Origin of the sequence: Streptomyces arenae (genome assembly GCF_022343545.1) — a bacterium.
GTDB classification, from domain to species: domain Bacteria; phylum Actinomycetota; class Actinomycetes; order Streptomycetales; family Streptomycetaceae; genus Streptomyces; species Streptomyces humi.
The window spans coordinates 214,597-231,705 of sequence record NZ_JAKQYH010000064.1; the positions used below are offsets into that span (position 1 = coordinate 214,597).

15 protein-coding genes and 1 pseudogene are annotated in these 17,109 nt (G+C 74.1%); 10 read left to right on the forward strand and 6 right to left on the reverse strand.

What is annotated here, in order from left to right:
- Positions 1 to 79: 79 nt before the first annotated feature.
- Entirely contained in the window at positions 80 to 1,009 is a 930-nt protein-coding gene (locus tag MB828_RS28860; protein WP_301650938.1) for a 5'-3' exonuclease, read from the reverse strand.
- 109 nt (positions 1,010 to 1,118) lie between these two features.
- On the opposite strand from MB828_RS28860, the gene MB828_RS46980 reads away from it, so the two are divergent.
- The 3 genes and pseudogenes from MB828_RS46980 (at position 1,119) to MB828_RS28870 (ending at position 2,368) form a co-directional block, all read left to right on the forward strand.
- Positions 1,119 to 1,295: a hypothetical protein gene (locus MB828_RS46980; RefSeq protein WP_430381446.1), complete on the forward strand. Its 177-nt coding sequence runs from the start codon at positions 1,119 to 1,121 to the stop codon at positions 1,293 to 1,295.
- Positions 1,244 to 1,443 (forward strand): annotated as a pseudogene (locus tag MB828_RS46985) (glycine betaine ABC transporter substrate-binding protein); the annotation flags it as partial. The gene MB828_RS46980 and the pseudogene MB828_RS46985, both read left to right, overlap by 52 nt.
- Before the next feature lie 352 nt (positions 1,444 to 1,795).
- Entirely contained in the window at positions 1,796 to 2,368 is a 573-nt protein-coding gene (locus MB828_RS28870; protein ID WP_133025893.1) for a helix-turn-helix domain-containing protein, read from the forward strand.
- Between the two features lie 27 nt (positions 2,369 to 2,395).
- On the opposite strand, the gene MB828_RS28875 is transcribed toward MB828_RS28870, so the two are convergent.
- The gene (locus MB828_RS28875) at positions 2,396 to 3,511 is read right to left on the reverse strand and encodes a TDT family transporter (RefSeq protein ID WP_301650756.1); all 1,116 of its coding nucleotides are present in this window, start codon (positions 3,509 to 3,511) and stop codon (positions 2,396 to 2,398) included.
- Between the two features lie 70 nt (positions 3,512 to 3,581).
- Here MB828_RS28875 and MB828_RS28880 point away from each other — a divergent pair, with 70 nt between their 5' ends.
- Both MB828_RS28880 and MB828_RS28885 read left to right on the forward strand, forming a co-directional pair.
- Positions 3,582 to 4,502, forward strand: a complete 921-nt coding sequence (locus MB828_RS28880; RefSeq protein WP_301650757.1) for a LysR family transcriptional regulator — start codon at positions 3,582 to 3,584, stop codon at positions 4,500 to 4,502.
- Between the two features lie 191 nt (positions 4,503 to 4,693).
- Positions 4,694 to 5,650, forward strand: a complete 957-nt coding sequence (locus MB828_RS28885; protein ID WP_301650758.1) for an aminoglycoside phosphotransferase family protein — start codon at positions 4,694 to 4,696, stop codon at positions 5,648 to 5,650.
- Here the strand turns inward: MB828_RS28885 and MB828_RS28890 are convergent.
- Together MB828_RS28890 and MB828_RS28895 are read right to left on the reverse strand one after the other, a co-directional pair.
- A complete protein-coding gene (locus tag MB828_RS28890) occupies positions 5,634 to 6,323 on the reverse strand; it encodes a gamma-glutamyl-gamma-aminobutyrate hydrolase family protein (RefSeq protein WP_301650759.1) in 690 nt (229 codons plus the stop codon). The genes MB828_RS28885 and MB828_RS28890 overlap by 17 nt on opposite strands.
- Before the next feature lie 59 nt (positions 6,324 to 6,382).
- Entirely contained in the window at positions 6,383 to 7,117 is a 735-nt protein-coding gene (locus tag MB828_RS28895) for a FadR/GntR family transcriptional regulator (protein WP_301650760.1), read from the reverse strand.
- Between the two features lie 107 nt (positions 7,118 to 7,224).
- On the opposite strand from MB828_RS28895, the gene MB828_RS28900 reads away from it, so the two are divergent.
- Genes MB828_RS28900 through MB828_RS28910 form a run of 3 tightly spaced genes read left to right on the forward strand, consistent with a single transcriptional unit; the run spans position 7,225 to position 10,759 of the window.
- On the forward strand, positions 7,225 to 8,583 hold the full coding sequence (locus tag MB828_RS28900; protein WP_301650761.1) for a glutamine synthetase family protein: 1,359 nt from the start codon (positions 7,225 to 7,227) through the stop codon (positions 8,581 to 8,583).
- A gap of 8 nt (positions 8,584 to 8,591) precedes the next feature.
- Positions 8,592 to 9,971 carry an aldehyde dehydrogenase family protein gene (locus MB828_RS28905; protein ID WP_301650762.1) on the forward strand — a complete coding sequence of 460 codons (1,380 nt, stop codon included), beginning with the start codon at positions 8,592 to 8,594 and terminating at the stop codon, positions 9,969 to 9,971.
- Positions 9,968 to 10,759 carry a 3-oxoacyl-ACP reductase gene (locus MB828_RS28910; protein WP_133025901.1) on the forward strand — a complete coding sequence of 264 codons (792 nt, stop codon included), beginning with the start codon at positions 9,968 to 9,970 and terminating at the stop codon, positions 10,757 to 10,759. Before MB828_RS28905 ends, MB828_RS28910 begins: the two co-directional genes overlap by 4 nt.
- 46 nt (positions 10,760 to 10,805) lie before the next feature.
- Here the strand turns inward: MB828_RS28910 and MB828_RS28915 are convergent, their stop codons facing one another.
- On the reverse strand, positions 10,806 to 12,008 hold the full coding sequence (locus MB828_RS28915; RefSeq protein WP_301650763.1) for an amino acid deaminase/aldolase: 1,203 nt from the start codon (positions 12,006 to 12,008) through the stop codon (positions 10,806 to 10,808).
- A 1,840-nt stretch (positions 12,009 to 13,848) separates the two neighbouring features.
- Here MB828_RS28915 and MB828_RS28920 point away from each other — a divergent pair.
- On the forward strand, positions 13,849 to 14,727 hold the full coding sequence (locus MB828_RS28920) for a hypothetical protein (protein WP_301650764.1): 879 nt from the start codon (positions 13,849 to 13,851) through the stop codon (positions 14,725 to 14,727).
- Positions 14,724 to 15,887: a type VII secretion-associated serine protease mycosin gene (mycP, locus tag MB828_RS28925; protein WP_301650765.1), complete on the forward strand. Its 1,164-nt coding sequence runs from the start codon at positions 14,724 to 14,726 to the stop codon at positions 15,885 to 15,887. Before MB828_RS28920 ends, mycP begins: the two co-directional genes overlap by 4 nt.
- A gap of 104 nt (positions 15,888 to 15,991) precedes the next feature.
- Here mycP and MB828_RS28930 read toward each other — a convergent pair whose 3' ends face one another.
- Positions 15,992 to 17,047, reverse strand: coding sequence for a serine hydrolase (locus MB828_RS28930; RefSeq protein WP_301650766.1), 1,056 nt, complete (start codon positions 17,045 to 17,047; stop codon positions 15,992 to 15,994).
- Positions 17,048 to 17,109: the final 62 nt, after the last annotated feature.

Consider the following 17,109-nt stretch of genomic DNA (forward strand, 5'->3'; position numbering starts at 1 on the left):
CTTTCCGGGTGGACACCTCTTCCATGAACATCTCCCGACGGTGTTTTGCCGGTGTTTTGCCGGGCGGTGCTCCACCCGGTCAGGCGCCCAGCGTCGCCAGCAGGCGGTTCAGGGATCCGCCCAGACCCCAGCGGGCCGCCAGACTGTTCAACTGCTCCGGGTCGCGCGGTGCCTTCGGCAGTGCGGTGTCGACCTCCGGCAGCGGGACGTCACCCGCGACCCGGACCACCTTCGGCGCCACCGCGACGTACGGCCGGGCCTCGTCCAGCCGCTTGCGCTGCGACGGCGTGAGCTTCGCCTTCGGATCGTCGACCGCGGCCATGATCCCCGCCAGGTCTCCGAACTCGGCGAGCAGCTTGGCGGCCGTCTTCTCGCCGATGCCCGGCACCCCCGGCAGGCCGTCGCTCGGGTCGCCGCGCAACAGTGCCAGGTCCGCGTACCCCGGTCCGTCCACCCCATACTTCTCACGCAGCCACGTCTCGTCGGTGGTCTGCAGGGTGCCGACACCCTTCAGCGGGTACAGCACCCGCACCCCCCGCGCGTCGTCCACCAGCTGGTACAGGTCGCGGTCGCCGGTGACGATGTCGACCGGGCCGCCGGCGCGCGCGGTGAAGGTGCCGATCACGTCGTCCGCCTCGTACCCGGCGACGCCGACCCGGGCGATGCCGAGCGCGTCCAGCACCTCCTCGATGACCGGCACCTGCGGGGAGAGGGTGTCCGGCACCTCCTCCTGGTCCGGTCCGGCCGCCCGCTCCTCGGCCACCCGGTGCGCCTTGTAGGAGGGGATCAGGTCCACCCGCCATCGCGGCCGCCAGTCGGCGTCCATGCAGGCCACCAGCAGGTCCGGCCGGTGGTCCTTCACCAGCCGGTCGATGAAGTCCAGCAGCCCGCGCACGGCGTTCACCGGAGTGCCGTCCGGGGCCTTCACGGAGTCCGGGACGCCGAAGTAGGCGCGGAAGTACAGCGAGGCGGTGTCGAGAAGCATCAGTCGCGCGGTCACGCCACGCATCATGCCGTACCCCACCGACAGCGCCCGGGCGCTGTGTCGCGGGTCGCCATCCGTGGAGAACCCGTGGCCTGGCCCACGTACGCGTCGCGCTCGGCGCGGGGCACGCCCCGTGGTCATCATGCTGGGCCTGTCGATGGTCGTCATCGCCGGCATGGTCGGCACCGGCGGCCTCGGCGGCGCGGTCAACGAGGCCATCGGGCAGGTCGACATCGGCTTCGGCTTCGGCTTCGAGGCGGGCGTCGGCACGGCCCCACCTCCCTGGAGCTCACCGTCCCGTCGTACGTGAAGGACGTGAACTCGCTGGCCGACCTGAAGGGCCACGCCTGGACGGCAGCTACCAGGTCGTCGACGGCTCCACGCCCGCCATGCTCGCCGAGCTCAAGCGAGCCTACGCGAGGAAGCAGCCGATCCTCGTCACCCTGTGGTCGCCGCACACCAGGTGACCAGGTGGTGAGGCTGCGCCCGGCCTCGCCTACGAGAAGGATCCGGCCAACCACATAGCGTCACGGTATGCCCCAGGCCTCGGCGGACACCGGCCGGAACGGCTGACGGGCCCTCCGGCCGGTGTCTTCATCCCGACAGGGGAGTCCGCGCACGCCGAGTCGGGGGAGGCCGCGCACTGGCGTGAACCGTGAGGGTCGCACCGCTTCGGCGTGACAGGGATGTGACGGCCGCCTGAAACGGTTTGCCGAACATGCGTAGGGTGCAGAGAACCCCTCAGGAGGGGACCGGCCGCGGCCGGGGCACCCTGAAGGCGGACGACGAGCGAAGGAGGGAGCCGGAGCGATGGGCGACCACAAGGACCAGCAGCCCGTGCGGGTGGGCGCGGCAGTCCGGCGGCGCCGCCGTGCGCTGACGCTCACCCTCGCCGTCGTGGCCGAGCGCAGTGGCCTGTCGGTGCCCTTCCTGAGCCAGATCGAGAACGACAGGGCCCGGCCCAGCCGCGCCTCCCTGGAGAAGGTCGCCGACGCCCTGCGCACCACGGCCGTCGAACTCCTCGCCGCGGCCGACCCGGCGTGCAGCGTGGACGTCGTCCGCGCCGACGACGCCGTCGACCCGGACTTCGCGCCCAGGGTCCGGTCCCTGGTCAGGGGCCACCACCAGCTGCACGCCTCCGAGTTCACCGGCGACCACGACGCGGGCCGCGAATTCCAGCACCGCAACGACGAGTTGATGTACGTCGCCGACGGCGCGGTGGAGATCGAGGCGGAGGGCCGCGCGTACCGCCTCGGCCGCGGCGACACCCTGTACCTCACCGGCGGGGTCCGGCACCGCTGGCGCGCCACGGTGCCCGACACCAGGGTCGTCGTGGTGGCGGTGGCGGAACACATCGAGGCGGTCCAGGACCGCTCCCGCTGAGCCGCCCGGGTCCGTGCCGCGGGCGGGTCAGCGGACGGCACCCGACGTCGTACGGCCCGGCACCGGCGGCGGCGCCACGGGTACCCGTCGGGGCCCGGCGAGCAACTCGCCGCTGAGCAGCCCGCGCACGGTGCCGGAGGCGGCCGCCAGCCAGCCGGCGACGAGGAGGCCGTACAGAACCGTCGCCAGCCAGTCGTACACGGCGAGCCCCGTGTGCCGGCCCAGGGCGGCGGTGCCCGTGACACAGGTGCCCACCGGGAAGGTGAACGCCCACCACGTCATGGTGAACCGCATGCCCAGCCGCCACGCCCGCACCGCGTGCGCGCCGGCCAGCGCCAGCCACAGCACCGCGAACCCCATCACCGGTACGCCGTACAGCACGGCCAGGAGGCCGAACCCGGCGGCGCAGGGGGCCGGTACGACCCCGCGCGCGACGTCGGCGAAGGCGCCCACCGCGGTCGTGGACTGCCCGAGCGGGCCCAGCACCAGGAAGAGCGCGGGCGTGAGGGCGAGGGGCGGCGGACCGCCGGCGACCAGCCGGGCGAAGACGAGCGTCAGCATCAGCAGCGTGGCCAGCAGGCTCAGCCCGAAGAGGGCGAAGCAGCCGTAGAGCAGGGCCGCCCGCGGCTGACCGGGCGGCAGGTGCGGCACCAGCCGCGGGCCCAGCGCCGCCGACACCATCGGCGCGACCAGCGGCAGCAGCCACACGGGAGAGGCCTGGCCGGGCCCGACCCGGTGCCGTACGGCCATGAGGTACGGCACGACGACGGCCGCCGCGAGCCCCACGGCCGTACCGGCGGCGAACAGCACGGAGTCGAGTACGACCGCGGCCGGCTCGCCGATCCAGTCCCGGCCGAGGGTGAGGGCACCGCCTCCGACGGCGAGCAGGGCCATGGACAGGCAGCCGTAGAAGGGGGCCACGGCGGGGTCGCGCAGGTGGGCGCGGGCCTGGTCGGCGTGGTGGATCCAGTGCAGGGCGCGGGCGGTCAGCAGCACCACGAGTTGGAGCAGGGACAGGGCCCAGACGCCGACGAAGAGCTCGTGCGGGCCGCCGCCGAGCGCGGCGCCGCCGAGGGCGAGGGCGGCGGTGCCCATCACGGAGGCGTACCAGTTGGGGCCCAGGTGCCGGACTGAGATGACCATGGGACCACGCTCCCGCGGCCCCGGGCCCGCGACCAGGGAGTCCGTCTCTATGAGGGCATAAGCTGGTCTTATGAGTGAGACGGAGGGACGGGTGGGCGGCGGCACGCTGGCGCACCGGGTACCGGACCTCGGCGCGCTGGAGCTGCTGCTCGCGGTGGCGCGGCTCGGCAGCCTCGGGGCGGCGGCGCGGGAGGTCGGGATCAGCCAGCCGGCGGCCAGCAGCCGGATCCGCTCGATGGAACGCCAGCTGGGCGTGGCCCTCGTCGACCGCTCACCGCGCGGCTCCCGGCTCACGGACGCCGGGGCGCTGGTGACCGACTGGGCGCGGCGGGTGGTGGAGGCGGCGGAGGCGTTCGACGCGGGGGCGCAGGCGTTGCGGGACCGGCGGGACTCGCGGCTGCGGGTCGCGGCGAGCATGACCATCGCCGAGTACCTGCTGCCGGGCTGGCTGCTGGCGCTGCGCACCCAGCGGCCGGACACGGCGGTGTCGCTGCTCGCGGGCAACTCGACGGCCGTGGCGGAGCGGCTGCTCGCGGACGAGGCCGACCTGGGGTTCGTGGAGGGGCTGACGGTCCCGCAGGGGCTGGACTCGACGGTGATAGCGCACGACCGGCTGATCGTCGTCGTCGCCCCCGCCCACCCCTGGGCCCGCCGCCGGCGCCCGCTGGCCGCGGCGGAACTGGCGGCGACCCCGCTCGTCCTCCGCGAACGCGGTTCCGGCACCCGCCAGGTCCTCGACGCGGCCCTCGGTGGTCTGGCCCGCCCGCTGATCGAGCTGTCCTCGACGACGGCGGTGAAGGCGTCGGCGGTCGGCGGCGCGGGCCCGGCGGTCCTGAGCGAGCTCGCCGTGGGCGAGGAACTGGCGATGCGCCGCCTGGTCAGCATCCCGGTGGAGGGGGTGGCGTTGCGCCGGGACCTGCGAGCGGTATGGCCGACCGGCCACCGCCCGACGGGCCCGGCCCGCGAACTGCTCTCCCTCACCCGCGGCTGACGTGGTGGGGTGAGAAGGCGTTGCGGCCCCCTCGCCTGCGGCTGACGTGGTGGGGTGAGAAGGCGTTGCGGCCCCTTCGCCTGCGGCTGACGTGGTGGGGTGAGAAGGCGTTGCGGCCCCTTCGCCTGGGGCTGACGTGGTGGGGTGAGAAGGCGTGGCGGGGTCCTGGTGTCACCCTGCACCATCCGTTCATGCCGACCCCCGCTGCCCCGCCTGCCGAAGGCGCCCGCACGCCCTGGGAGGCGCTGCCCGCCGCCGTCCGTGGCGCGGTCGCCGATCTCCTCGGCGGCGCCCCCGTCACCCACGCCGTCACCCAACCCGGTGGCTTCTCCCCGGGCGTCGCCGCCAGAGTCCGCACCGCCGCCGACCGGGCCGCGTTCGTCAAGGCGGTCAGCGCCGACAGCAATCCGCACAGCCCCGCCCTGCACCGCGCGGAGGCCCGCAACGCCGCCGCCCTCCCCGCCACCGTCCCCGCGCCCCGGCTCCTCGGCAGCTACGACGACGGCACCTGGGTGGCCCTCGTCTTCGAGGAGGTCGACGGGCGGCAGCCGCACGTCCCCTGGCGCCCCGGGGAGCTGCGCCGCGTCCTGGACGCCGTGGCCACCCTCGGTCGTACCCTCACCCCGTCCCCGGTCGACGCCCCGCCCGCCGCGGAGCACCTCGCGGATTCCTTCGACGGCTGGCGCCAGTTGGCCGAGGGTCCCCCGGAAGCCCTCGACCGCCTGGACGAGTGGACCGTCTCGCACCTCGCGGAACTGGCCGGACTCGCCGCCCCCTGGCCCGGGTCCGTCGCCGGCGACACCCTCGCCCACGCCGACCTGCGGGCCGACAACATGCTGCTCACCGCCGACGGCGCGGTGGTCTTCGTCGACTGGCCGCACGCCGTGCGCGCCGCCCCCTGGTTCGACCTCCTCGTGATGCTGCCGTGCGTACGGGCCCAGGGCGGCCCGGACCCGGAGCGGGTGTTCACGGCGCATCCGCTCGGGCGGGACGCCGACCCCGCCCGGGTCACCGCCGTCCTGGCCGCGCTCACCGGGTACTTCCTCGCACACTCGGTGCGGCCGGCGCCGCCCGGTCTGCCCGCGCTGCGCCCGTTCCAGCGCGCCCAGGGCGACGCGGCTCTGGCCTGGCTCAGGACGCGGCTGTGACCAGCGCCCGCATCACCCGCAGGTCCCCGCCCATCTCCGGATGCCACTGCACGCCGAGGACCCAGCCGTGTTCGGCGGGGAGTTCGACCGCCTCGATCGTGCCGTCGTCCGTCGCGAGGGCCGAGGCCACCAGCCCCGTCCCGAGGCGGTCCACCGCCTGGTGGTGGAAGGTCGGGACCGACGTCTCCTCCGGGACCGTGCCGGCGTACAGCGTGCCGGGGACCGGCTTGACGGGGTGGTGGCCGAAGACGCCGGGTGTCTCCGCGTGACCGTCGATGTGCTGGACGAGGGTCCCCCCGAGGGCGACGTTCAGGAGCTGCATGCCCCGGCAGATGCCGAGGAGCGGGAGCCGCGCCGCCAGGGCCGCCTCGATCAGGGCCAGTTCCCACGCGTCCCGGGGCCGGTCGGGGCGGCCGGTGCGGGGGCCGGGCTCGGCACCGTAGCGGACCGGCTCGACGTCCGGGCCGCCCGCGATCACCAGACCGTCCAGGCGGGCCACCGCGGCCGCCGCGTGCTCGGGAGCGTCCGGGGGCAGCATCGCGGCCAGCCCGCCCGCCCGCTGGACCAGGCGCGGGTACCCGGCGGGCAGCAGGGCCGCCGGCAGCTCCCAGACGCCCCAGCGCGTGCCGGCCTCCAGATACGTGCTCACGCCGATCAGCGGCCGTCCGGCCATGGGCCCCTCCCGAGAGACAAAGGTGTCTGTGCGTACCTTTTTGGCACGGGAGCCGGTCGTCACGCCAGAAATCCGCGCAGCAGGGCCGCCGTGCCCGCGCAGTGCTCCCGCATCATCTCCCGGGCGCCGTCGGCGTCCCCGTCCAGCACCGCCTCCACCAGCGCGATGTGCTGGCGCTGCGAGTGCTCCAGGTTGCGGACCAGCAGCGGGATGCAGTCCAGCAGGTCGTTGACCGTCGCCCTAACCGCCGCGTACTGGGCGGTGAGGGAGGGCGAGCCGCACAGCTCGGCGATCGTCAGGTGCAGCAGCGTGTCCAGGCGGCGGTAGTCCGCGAGCGGTGCCTCGTGGGTGCGGGCCAGGGCCTCCCGGAGGCGGTTCGCCTGGTCGGGCGGCAGGCCGTGCGACGCGCACAGTCCGGCCGCCCCCACCTCCAGCACCTCGCGGAACCGCAGCACGTCCTCGATGTCGACCTCGGCGACCCGGCGGCGCAGCTCGTCCTCGCCGCCCGCGTCCGTCCGCGGCAGTACGAACGTGCCGCCGTACCGCCCCCGGCGGGACTCCACCAGGCCCTGGTCCTGGAGCACCTTCAGCACCTCGCGCAGCGTCACCCGGCTGATGCCGAGGCGCTCCGCGAGCTCCCGCTCGGCGGGCAGCCGTCCGCCGCCCGGGACCAGGCCGAGACGGACCACCTGAAGGATCTGCTCCAGCGCCTCCTCGAAGCCGTTGCCCGCCCGTACCGGCCGCAGCACCGGCGTCAACGGGTCGTCGAGGGCGCCGTCCGCGTCCAGCGACATAGGGCCGTACCCCCTTCCCAAGCAATGGTTCTCACCCATACCTTAGAGCTCCCGGCCCGGCCGCAGCAGTGCAGTACCGACGTGAGAGAAGCCGAAGGAGCTCCCCCGTGGCAGACCGCACACCCCCGCTGAGCGTCGAGGAACTGCACACCCTCGTCGCGGGCGGCGAGATCGACACTGTCGTCCTGGCCTTCCCCGACATGCAAGGGCGGTTGCAGGGCAAGCGGTTCGCCGCCCGGTTCTTCCTCGACGAGGTCCTCCGGCACGGCACCGAGGGCTGCAACTACCTCCTCGCCGTCGACGCCGAGATGAACACCGTCGACGGCTACGACATGTCCTCCTGGGACCGCGGCTACGGCGACTTCGCCATGCACCCCGACCTCGCCACCCTCCGCCGTGTGCCCTGGAACCCGGGCACCGCGATGCTCGTCGCCGACCTCGCCTGGAACGACGGCTCCCCGGTCGTCGCCGCCCCCCGCCAGATCCTCCGCCGCCAGCTGGAGCGCCTCGCCGAACTCGGCTACACCGCGCAGGTCGGTACGGAGCTGGAGTTCATCGTGTTCAAGGACACGTACGAGGCCGCCTGGGACGCGAACTACCGCGGGCTGACCCCGGCCAACCAGTACAACATCGACTACTCGGTGCTGGGGACCGGACGGATCGAGCCCCTGCTGCGCCGGATCCGCAACGAGATGGCGGGCGCCGGACTGACCGTCGAGTCCGCCAAGGGCGAGTGCAACCCCGGCCAGCACGAGATCGCCTTCCGCTACGACGAGGCCCTGGTCACCTGCGACCAGCACGCGATCTACAAGACCGGAGCCAAGGAGATCGCCGCCCAGGAGGGCGTCTCCCTCACCTTCATGGCGAAGTACAACGAACGCGAGGGCAACTCCTGCCACATCCACCTGTCGCTGACGGACCCGGACGGCCGTAACGTGTTCGCGGCCGAGCACGGCATGTCCGACGTCATGCGGCACTTCCTCGCCGGACAGCTCGTCGCCCTCCGGGACTTCTCGCTCCTCTACGCCCCCCACATCAACAGCTACAAGCGGTTCCAGCCGGGCTCCTTCGCCCCGACCGCGGTGGCCTGGGGCCACGACAACCGCACCTGTGCGCTCAGGGTCGTCGGCCACGGCCGCTCGCTGCGCTTCGAGAACCGGCTGCCCGGGGGCGACGTCAACCCGCACCTCGCCGTCGCCGGACTGGTCGCGGCCGGCCTGTACGGCATCGAACACAAGCTGGAACTTCCCGAACCCTGCCCCGGCAACGCCTACGCCGCCGACTTCGCGCACGTCCCGACCACCCTCCGCGAGGCCGCCGAACTCTGGGAGAACAGCCCCGTCGCCCGGGCCGCCTTCGGTGACGAGGTCGTCGCGCACTACCGCAACATGGCCCGCGTCGAACTGGAGGCCTTCGACGCCGCGGTGACCGACTGGGAGCTGCGCCGCTCCTTCGAACGCATGTGAGGCACCACTTGTCGCAACAGTACGCACTCGACGTCCTCAACCCGGCCACGGAGGAGGTGATCGCGACCGTCGCGGGGGCCGTGGAGCAGGACGTGGACACCGCCGTGCACCGGGCCGCACGGGCCCAGGCCGAGTGGTCCGCCCTCGCGCCCGCCGAACGGGCCCGGCTGCTGCGCCGGTTCGCGGCCGTCGTCGACGAACACCGGGAAGAACTCGCCCGGCTGGAGGTCCGGGAGGCCGGGCACACCATCGGCAACGCCCGCTGGGAGGCCGGCAACGTCCGCGACCTGCTCGACTACGCGGCCGGCGGGGTGGAGCGCCTGACGGGACGCCAGATTCCCGTCCCCGGCGGCCTCGACGTCACCCTCCTCGAACCCCTCGGGGTCGTCGGCGTCATCGCCCCCTGGAACTTCCCGATGCCCATCGCCGCGTGGGGCACCGCGCCCGCCCTCGCCGCCGGCAACGCGGTGATCCTCAAGCCCGCCGAGACGACCCCGCTCACCGCGCTCCGGCTCGCCGAACTCGCCCTGGCGGCAGGCCTGCCCGAGCACCTGTTCCAGGTCCTGCCGGGCCGCGGCGACATCGCGGGCGAGGCGCTGGTGGGACACCCGGGCGTCGCCAAGATCGTGTTCACCGGCTCCACCCGCGTCGGCAAGCGCATCATGGCGCGCTGTGCCGACCAGGTGAAGCGGGTGACCCTCGAACTCGGCGGCAAGAGCCCCAACATCGTCTTCGCCGACGCCGACCTCGAGGCGGCGGCCGCCGCCGCCCCGATGTCCTTCCTGGACAACTCCGGACAGGACTGCTGCGCCCGCACCCGCATCCTCGTCCAGCGGACGGTCCACGACCGCTTCCTGGAACTCCTCGCCCCCGCGATCGAGTCCGTCACCGTGGGCGACCCGGCGGACGAGAAGACGGACATCGGCCCGCTGATCTCCAAGTCCCAGCTGGAACGCGTCCGTTCCTACGTCGACGCGGACGCGCCCGGCATCCGCGGCACGGCCCCCGAGGGCCCCGGCTTCTGGTTCCCGCCGACCGTGCTCACCGACGTCGACCCACGGGCGCGCGTGGCCGTCGAGGAGGTCTTCGGACCGGTCGCCGTCGTCATCCCCTTCGAGGACGAGGCGGACGCGGTCCGGCTCGCCAACGACACCGAGTACGGCCTCTCCGGTTCCATCTGGACCCGGGACGTGGGCCGTGCCCTGCGCGTCTCGGGGGCCGTCAAGGCCGGCAACCTGTCCGTCAACTCCCACTCCAGCGTCCGCTACTGGACCCCCTTCGGCGGCTTCAAGCAGTCGGGGATCGGCCGCGAGCTCGGCCCGGACGCCCTCACCGCCTTCACCGAGACCAAGAACGTCTTCATCAGCACGGAGGGCCCCGCACAGTGACCGCATCCACCGAAGAGATCGTCTGCCGCCGGCTCGTCGGCCGTACCGCCGTCATCACCGGCGCGGGCAGCGGCATCGGCCTCGCCACCGCGCGGCGGCTGGCCTCCGAGGGCGCGCACGTCGTCTGCGGCGACGTCGACGAGACCCGCGGCAAGGCCGCCGCCGAGGAGGTCGGCGGGATCTTCGTCAAGGTCGACGTCACCGACGCCGAGCAGGTCGAGGCCCTGTTCAAGACGGCCTACGACACCTACGGCAGCGTCGACATCGCCTTCAACAACGCCGGTATCTCCCCGCCCGACGACGACTCCATCCTGGAGACCGGGCTGGAGGCCTGGAAGCGCGTCCAGGAGGTCAACCTCACCTCCGTCTACCTGTGCTGCAAGGCCGCCATCCCCTACATGCGGCGGCAGGGCAAGGGCTCCATCATCAACACGGCGTCCTTCGTGGCCCGGATGGGCGCGGCCACCTCGCAGATCTCGTACACCGCCTCCAAGGGCGGAGTCCTGGCCATGTCCCGGGAACTCGGCGTGCAGTTCGCCCGCGAGGGCATCCGCGTCAACGCGCTCTGCCCCGGCCCGGTCAACACCCCGCTGCTCCAGGAGCTGTTCGCCAAGGACCCGGAGCGGGCCGCCCGCCGCCTGGTGCACATCCCGCTCGGCCGGTTCGCCGAGGCCGAGGAGATCGCCGCCGCCGTCGCCTTCCTGGCCAGCGACGACTCCTCGTTCGTCAACGCCAGTGACTTCCTGGTGGACGGCGGGATCTCCGGGGCGTACGTCACGCCCCTGTAGGCGTCCGTGGGGGCCGGGCACCGGCGTGGCCGGCCCGGCCCCGCGGTCAGAGGAAGGTGTGACCCTCACCGCGGTACGTCGGTACGGCCGCCGTCACCCGGTCGCCCTCGACCAACTGCAACTCCGGGAACCGCTCGCACAGTTCGCCGGCCTTGGCGTGCCGGAACCACACCTTGTCGCCGATCAGCAGATCGTCCGCCGCCGAGCCGAGCAACGGGGTCTGCACCTCGCCCGGGCCCTCCTGCGCGTCGTACGACAGCCCCTCCGGGAGGTACGGCACGGGCAGCCGGTCGGTGCCCGCGACGCCCGAGGCCGGATAGCCACCGCCGAGCACGGTGACCACCCCGACGCCGGGCCGCCGTACCACCGGCATGGCGAACAGCGCGGCCGGCCGGCCGGTGAACGACGTGTAGTTGTCGAAGAGCCGCGGCACGTACAGGCCCGAGCCGGCCGCGATCTCGGTGACCGCGTCCTCCGCCGCCGTGGTCCCCACACTGCCCGTACCGCCGCCGTTGACGAACTCCAGGTCCGGCGCGACCGCCCGGACCGCCCGCACCACGGCGGCACGCCGCTCCGCCAGCTCGCGGCGGGCGGTGGCCTGCATCAGCCGCACCGCGCGGGACCGCAGGGGCCGGCCGGCGACGTCGTCCCCGACCCCGGCGATGTGCCCCTCGTACCCCATGATCCCGACCAGCGTGAAGCCCGGCCGCCGGGCCACCGTCCGTGCCAGGTCGGCGAGTTGGGCGGGGGAGTGCAGCGGCGAGCGCCGGGCCCCGACCCGCACCCGGCCCCCGAGCAGCTTCAGCGAGGTGTCCAACTCCAGGCAGACCCGGACCACTTCGGTGCCGCCGTCACGAGCCGCGTCGATCAGGTCGAGCTGCGCCGGATCGTCGATCATCACCGTGACGGCGGCGGCGAGCTTGGGATCGGCGGCCAGCTCCGCGAACCGGGCCCGGTCGGCGGACGGGTAGGCGAGGAGGACGTCGTCGAACCCCGAACGCGCGAGCCACAGCGACTCCGCGAGCGTGAACGACATGATCCCGGCGAACCCGTCCTTCGCGAGGACCCGTTCCAGCAGGTGGCGGCAGCGCACGGACTTGCTCGCGACCCGGATCGGCTTGCCGCCGGCCCGGCGTACGAGATCGTCCGCGTTGGCGTCGAAGGCCTCCAGGTCCACGATCGCGAGGGGGGCGTCCAGGTGGGCGGTGGCCCGGTCGTAACGGGCCCGGTCGGCGGCGCGCGCAGTCATGGACGCAGCCTGCCAGACAGGATTACCGCAGGGTAGGGGGACGATCCGGGCAGATGCCGCCGGGGCGTGGACTGGTTCCCGTTCGCGCTCGTACAACCCGTAGAGTGACGCGCACGTACGACGGAACCAGCTCCGGTCGCCCGACCCGCACCGGGATGATGATCCGCGGGCAGGGGTATGCCTGCCCGGGGGCGGAGGTCTCCGCGCCGGGGAGCACGACGGCCCGTACGGGAAGTTGGCCCGGGCACGAGGAAACGGGGGGCGCATGAGCAGGGAAGCGCGGCACGCCCCGATCCCGCGACGCCCTTCGCCGGACCCGGCCCCGACGCCGGATGAGCCCGCGCCCACGGCCGACGGTGGCGGCGGTCACGTACCGGGTTTCTTCGAGCGTCCCCACCGGGTGAAGGGCTCGATGAATGGCTCGCGCCGGTCCGACGTATTCACCGGTGGGGCCGATGACACCGGGCAGCAGGACCAGCTGCCGGGCCGGCCCGGCGGGCAGCAGAGTCGTGATGACCGGACGAGTCGGGGCGGTGCGGTGGGGCAGGGCGAGCAGAGCACGGGGGACCGGACGGCCGACGGCCCGACGCCCACCGAACGCGTCACCCGTCCCCGCTACCCCAGCCTCCGCCCACCCCGGACCACCCCTCCGGGCCGCGAGCCCACCGGCCGAACCACACCGACGCCCCCCGCCCAGCGGGACCCCGGCGGCCGAGCCGCACCGACGTCCCCTCCGGGACGCGACACCGACGGCGGAAGCCCGCCGCCGGCCTCTTCGGGGCGGGAGCCGGGCCGGACCGTGCCGTCCGCGCCCTTCGGGTGGGAGGGGGAGCGTGGCACGCCCTCGATGCCCTCCGACCGCGAATCCGGCATCGGCACCCGAGCCGTACCGACGGTGCCACCCGGCCGAGAGGCCGGTCGTGACGTGCCGTCCGGAGCGGCGGGTCGTGACGTCGAGCGGGGTGGCCCGTCCGGGGCGGCCGTCCGGGGTGCGCCGTTTCGGCTCTCCTATGGGGCGTCACCGTCGCGGCGGCCGGAGGGCGGGGCGGAGGCGGTCGGTGCGCCGCGTGCCTCCCGTGCTGCGGCGGAGCCGGAGCCGTCGCGGGACGAGCGATCGTCGTCGAGTGAAGCGGCCGGAGGCTCCGCAGGGACGGCCGGACCCGCGCGGGTCGAGCGACCCCGAGGTGACTTCCCGACCGGCCTCGGCGCGCCGGTGTCGGGCAGCGCGTGGAGCCCCCACATGCGGACGTTCCCCGTTCCCACGGCTCCGCCCCGTCCCACGACGCCCCCGAGGACCAGTCCGCCGTCGCAGCGCACGGCCCCGTCGCCGACGCCCGCCGCGCCACCCCGCCCGCCCGAGCCCCCGACGCCCGGCGGTGCCCCGCGTCCGGCCTCCGGCCCCGCCACCCCGCCCCGACCGACGGCCCCTCCGACGGCCGGCACCCCCACACAACCGGGCGGCACTCCGACGCCCCGTAGCACTCCGACCCCCGCCGGCACCGCACGTCCCGACGGCACACCCGGCGACGCTCCCGCCGCCGACGGCACTTCGACGTCCGGCGGCGGGCCGCGTCCCGGCGCCGCTCCGGCGTCCGGGGGTGTGCCGCGTCCCGGTGGTGCTCCGGCGTCCGGGGGTGTGCCGCGTCCCGGTGGTGCCTCTGCGGTCGGTGATGCGTCGGGGGCCGGGGCCTCTCGGTCTTCCGTTCAGTCTTCCGGCGTGCCGCCGCGGACGGTGCGGTCCGGGGTCGTCGACGCTCCGCCGCGCCCGGCGGCGCCCCCCGTGACGGCTCCGGTGGCGGCCGCCGGTCACGGTGGTTCCGTCGGCGCCCACGGCGGTCCCATGCCGGACCCCGCCCTGTCGTGGAGCGCCACCGCGGGAACTCCCGGCCGGGACCGGCCCGTTGTCACGTTCGGTGAGCCGGAGGGGTACGACGAGCGGGGGCGGGGGCTGTCGTTGGTCGGTCGCGTGGCCCCCCGCACCGCCGCTGCCGCCGCCTGCATGGTGCTCGGCCTCGGCCTCATCGGCGGCGCGGTGACCGGCAGCTGGATCATCGACGACGGCGGTGACGCGACCGCGGCCGGCAGCTTCAGCTCCGCCGCCGACCTGTGGCACAACGTGCCCGTCGACGAACTGTTCCCGCCCACCGTGCTCGGCACCGGCGCCGGCCCCGGCGGAGCCGACCGCAGCTGGACCCGGATCGCCGTCGCCCCCGACACCGGCTGCGCGGACGCCTTCGACCCGCTGCTGCGCAAGGTGCTCGCCCCGGTCGGGTGCCGGCGTCTGATCCGCGCCACCTACACCGACGCCACCCAGAGCTACGTGACGACCGTCGGGTTGCTCTTCACGAAGGCCGACCCGGCCGGCATGACCGCCCTCGCCAGGCGCTTCGCGAACGAGCGCCTGGACCGCCGTACCGACCTGATGCCCCTGCCGTACGCCGCGAAGGGCACCGCGGCCGAGCGGTTCGGCGCGCACCAGCGCGCCTCCTGGGCGATCTCCGTGCTCACCGACTCCCCGGTCGTCGCCTACGCGGTCTCCGGCTGGGCCGACGGCCGTACCGTCGACTCCCCGCAGGCCGCCGCCGACGCCGAGGCGTCCGGCGCCACCACGGCCGCGGCCCAGGCCGGCCTCGGCAACGAGGCACAGGGCCTGGCCGACCGCGTCGAACGGCGACTGCGCCAGACCATCACCGGCCCGGCAACGGAGAAGCCCTCATGAAGCGCCGCGCAACCGGGGCCGCGGTGAGCCTGCTGCTCGCCGGTTCGGTCGCCCTCCTGCCGTCCACCACCGCGTACGCGGACAGCATCCGCGCCCAGCAGTGGGGCCTGTCCGCCCTGCACCTCGACGAGGCCTGGAGGACCACCAAGGGCAAGGGCGTCACGGTCGCCGTCCTGGACACGGGTGTCGAGGCCGACCATCCCGACCTGGCCGGCAACGTTCTGGCCGCCAAGGACATGATCGGCTTCGGTGCCCGCGAGGGCCAGCGCGACTGGGCCCGGCACGGGACCGCCATGGCCGGCATCATCGCCGGTCACGGCCACGGGATCGGCGACGGCGACGGCGTGATGGGCGTGGCGCCGGAGGCCAGGATCCTGCCGGTCCGGGTGATCCTCGAGGACGGCGACAGCGCCCGCGGCAAGGCCCGCTCCACCCGGGGCGACGCCCTCGCCGAGGGCATCCGCTGGGCCGCCGACCACGGCGCCGACGTCATCAACCTCTCCCTCGGCGACGACTCCGACTCCGCGCACCCCGAACCCAGCGAGGACGAGGCCATCCAGTACGCCCTGAAGAAGGACGTCGTGGTGGTCGCCTCGGCCGGGAACGGCGGCGACAAGGGCGACCACATCTCGTACCCGGCCGCATACCCGGGTGTCATCGCGGCCACCGCCGTGGACAAGTTCGGCACCCGCGCCTCCTTCTCCACCCGCCGCTGGTACGCCACGGTCAGCGCGCCCGGCGACGACATCGTCATCGCGGACCCGGACCACAAGTACTACGAGGGCTGGGGGACCAGCGCGGCCTCCGCCTTCGTCTCAGGAGCCGTGGCCCTGATCAAGGCCGCCCATCCGGGGCTCACCCCGGCGCAGGTCAAGAAGCTCGTGGAGGACACCGCCCGCGACGCCCCGTCCGGCGGCCGCGACGACTCCCGGGGCTTCGGCATGATCGATCCGGCGGCGGCCATCAAGGCGGCGGCCAAGCTCAGGACGGAGAACCTGACGGCGGCGTCGTACGGGAAGAAGTACTTCGGACCGGGCCCCGACGCGGAGAAGACCACGACGAACGCCTCCGACTGGGCGGCCCCCCTGGCGGGCGGCGCAGGCGGCGTCCTCCTGGTGGCCGCGACAGTCCTGTGGCGATCCCGCCGCCGCACACCCTGACCGTCTGACACGCCCAAGGTCAGGCGCCCCGAAAGGGGCGCGGGGAACTGCGCGACCAGCCCCCACCGGGCCCGCACCCGCCCACGAACCCCCGCACCCTCCCCCTACTGCGAAGCCGCAGCCGAATCTGCAGCCGAAGCCGAAGCCGAAGCCGAAGCCGAAGCCGAAGCCGAAGCCGACACCGACGCCGACGAATCCGCCCCCGTGAACGACCCCACCGCCGCCTTCGCAGCCGCCTCGACCAGCGAGATCCCCTTCGCCTGGCTCACGGTCCCCTTCGACAGCACGGCCAGCAGGTAGTCCGTCCCGTCCACCGTCACCCGCCCGATGCTGTTGACATCCCACAGCCCGGTCGTGCTCCGCGCCAGCCACCCGTTCTTCAGCGCGAACCCGGAACCGTCCCCTGCCGCGGAAACCCCCCACCGCTGGTCGGACTCGACCGTCTTCATCAGCCCCTGGACATACGCCCGCGAGGCCTCGCTCAGCTTCGAACCGTCCCCGAACACCTGCCGCAGCAGGACGAGCTGGTCCGCCGCCGTGGTCTGGGTCAGCCCCCACAGCGCCCCGTCGCCCCCCTCGGTCGACGTCAGCCCGAACCGCTTGTTCGCCGCGTCCAGCCCCGCCGCCCTGCCGATGATGTCCCACAGCTCGGACGCCGACGTGTTGTCGCTGTTCTCGATCATCTTCGTGGCGTACGCCTTCTCCGTCGCCGTCAGATGCCGCCCCGCGTCCTGCGCCTGGAGCAGCAGCGTCGCCAGGATGTCGACCTTGACGATGCTCGCGGTGTCGAAGGCCGCGTCGCCGTACACCGCGCTGTCACCGGCGTCCAGGTCCAGCACCGCCGCCGACACCTTCGCCCCCGCCGGCACGGTCACCTTCGCCATCGCCGTGCTCAGCAGCGCGTCCCGGTCCACGGCCGCCGGTTCCGTCACGGGCTCCACTGATGCCTCCCCGTCCGCCGAGGCCGAGAGGGAGGGCGACGGCGACGAGGTCGAGGATACGGCGCCGTCACGGGCGTGCGCCTGCACGTACACGGTCCCCGCCGCCGTCGCGCCGACGACGGCGGCCGTGGCGAGGGAGACGTAGAGAACGGCCCGGCGCCGGGGCCGGGCGCGGCGCCGGCCGCGGCGGGAACCGGAAGTGGCTCTGGGGGACTCCATGCCCGTGATGCTCGGGGCGGGGACTGTGCGGGCCGTTTGCTGGAAGTTAGAGAACGGTCAGG

What these genes read in the sequence shown, in the direction of transcription:
- MB828_RS28920 (WP_301650764.1), top strand. Translation starts at nt 13,849, where the DNA reads ATGCCGGACCCCGCCCTGTCGTGGAGCGCCACCGCGGGAACTCCCGGC.
- MB828_RS28890 (WP_301650759.1), bottom strand. Translation starts at nt 6,323, where the DNA reads ATGGCCGGACGGCCGCTGATCGGCGTGAGCACGTATCTGGAGGCCGGC.
- MB828_RS28880 (WP_301650757.1), top strand. Translation starts at nt 3,582, where the DNA reads ATGAGTGAGACGGAGGGACGGGTGGGCGGCGGCACGCTGGCGCACCGG.
- MB828_RS28895 (WP_301650760.1), bottom strand. Translation starts at nt 7,117, where the DNA reads ATGTCGCTGGACGCGGACGGCGCCCTCGACGACCCGTTGACGCCGGTG.
- MB828_RS28870 (WP_133025893.1), top strand. Translation starts at nt 1,796, where the DNA reads ATGGGCGACCACAAGGACCAGCAGCCCGTGCGGGTGGGCGCGGCAGTC.
- MB828_RS28930 (WP_301650766.1), bottom strand. Translation starts at nt 17,047, where the DNA reads ATGGAGTCCCCCAGAGCCACTTCCGGTTCCCGCCGCGGCCGGCGCCGC.
- MB828_RS28885 (WP_301650758.1), top strand. Translation starts at nt 4,694, where the DNA reads ATGCCGACCCCCGCTGCCCCGCCTGCCGAAGGCGCCCGCACGCCCTGG.
- MB828_RS28875 (WP_301650756.1), bottom strand. Translation starts at nt 3,511, where the DNA reads ATGGTCATCTCAGTCCGGCACCTGGGCCCCAACTGGTACGCCTCCGTG.
- mycP (WP_301650765.1), top strand. Translation starts at nt 14,724, where the DNA reads ATGAAGCGCCGCGCAACCGGGGCCGCGGTGAGCCTGCTGCTCGCCGGT.
- MB828_RS28915 (WP_301650763.1), bottom strand. Translation starts at nt 12,008, where the DNA reads ATGACTGCGCGCGCCGCCGACCGGGCCCGTTACGACCGGGCCACCGCC.
- MB828_RS28860 (WP_301650938.1), bottom strand. Translation starts at nt 1,009, where the DNA reads ATGCGTGGCGTGACCGCGCGACTGATGCTTCTCGACACCGCCTCGCTG.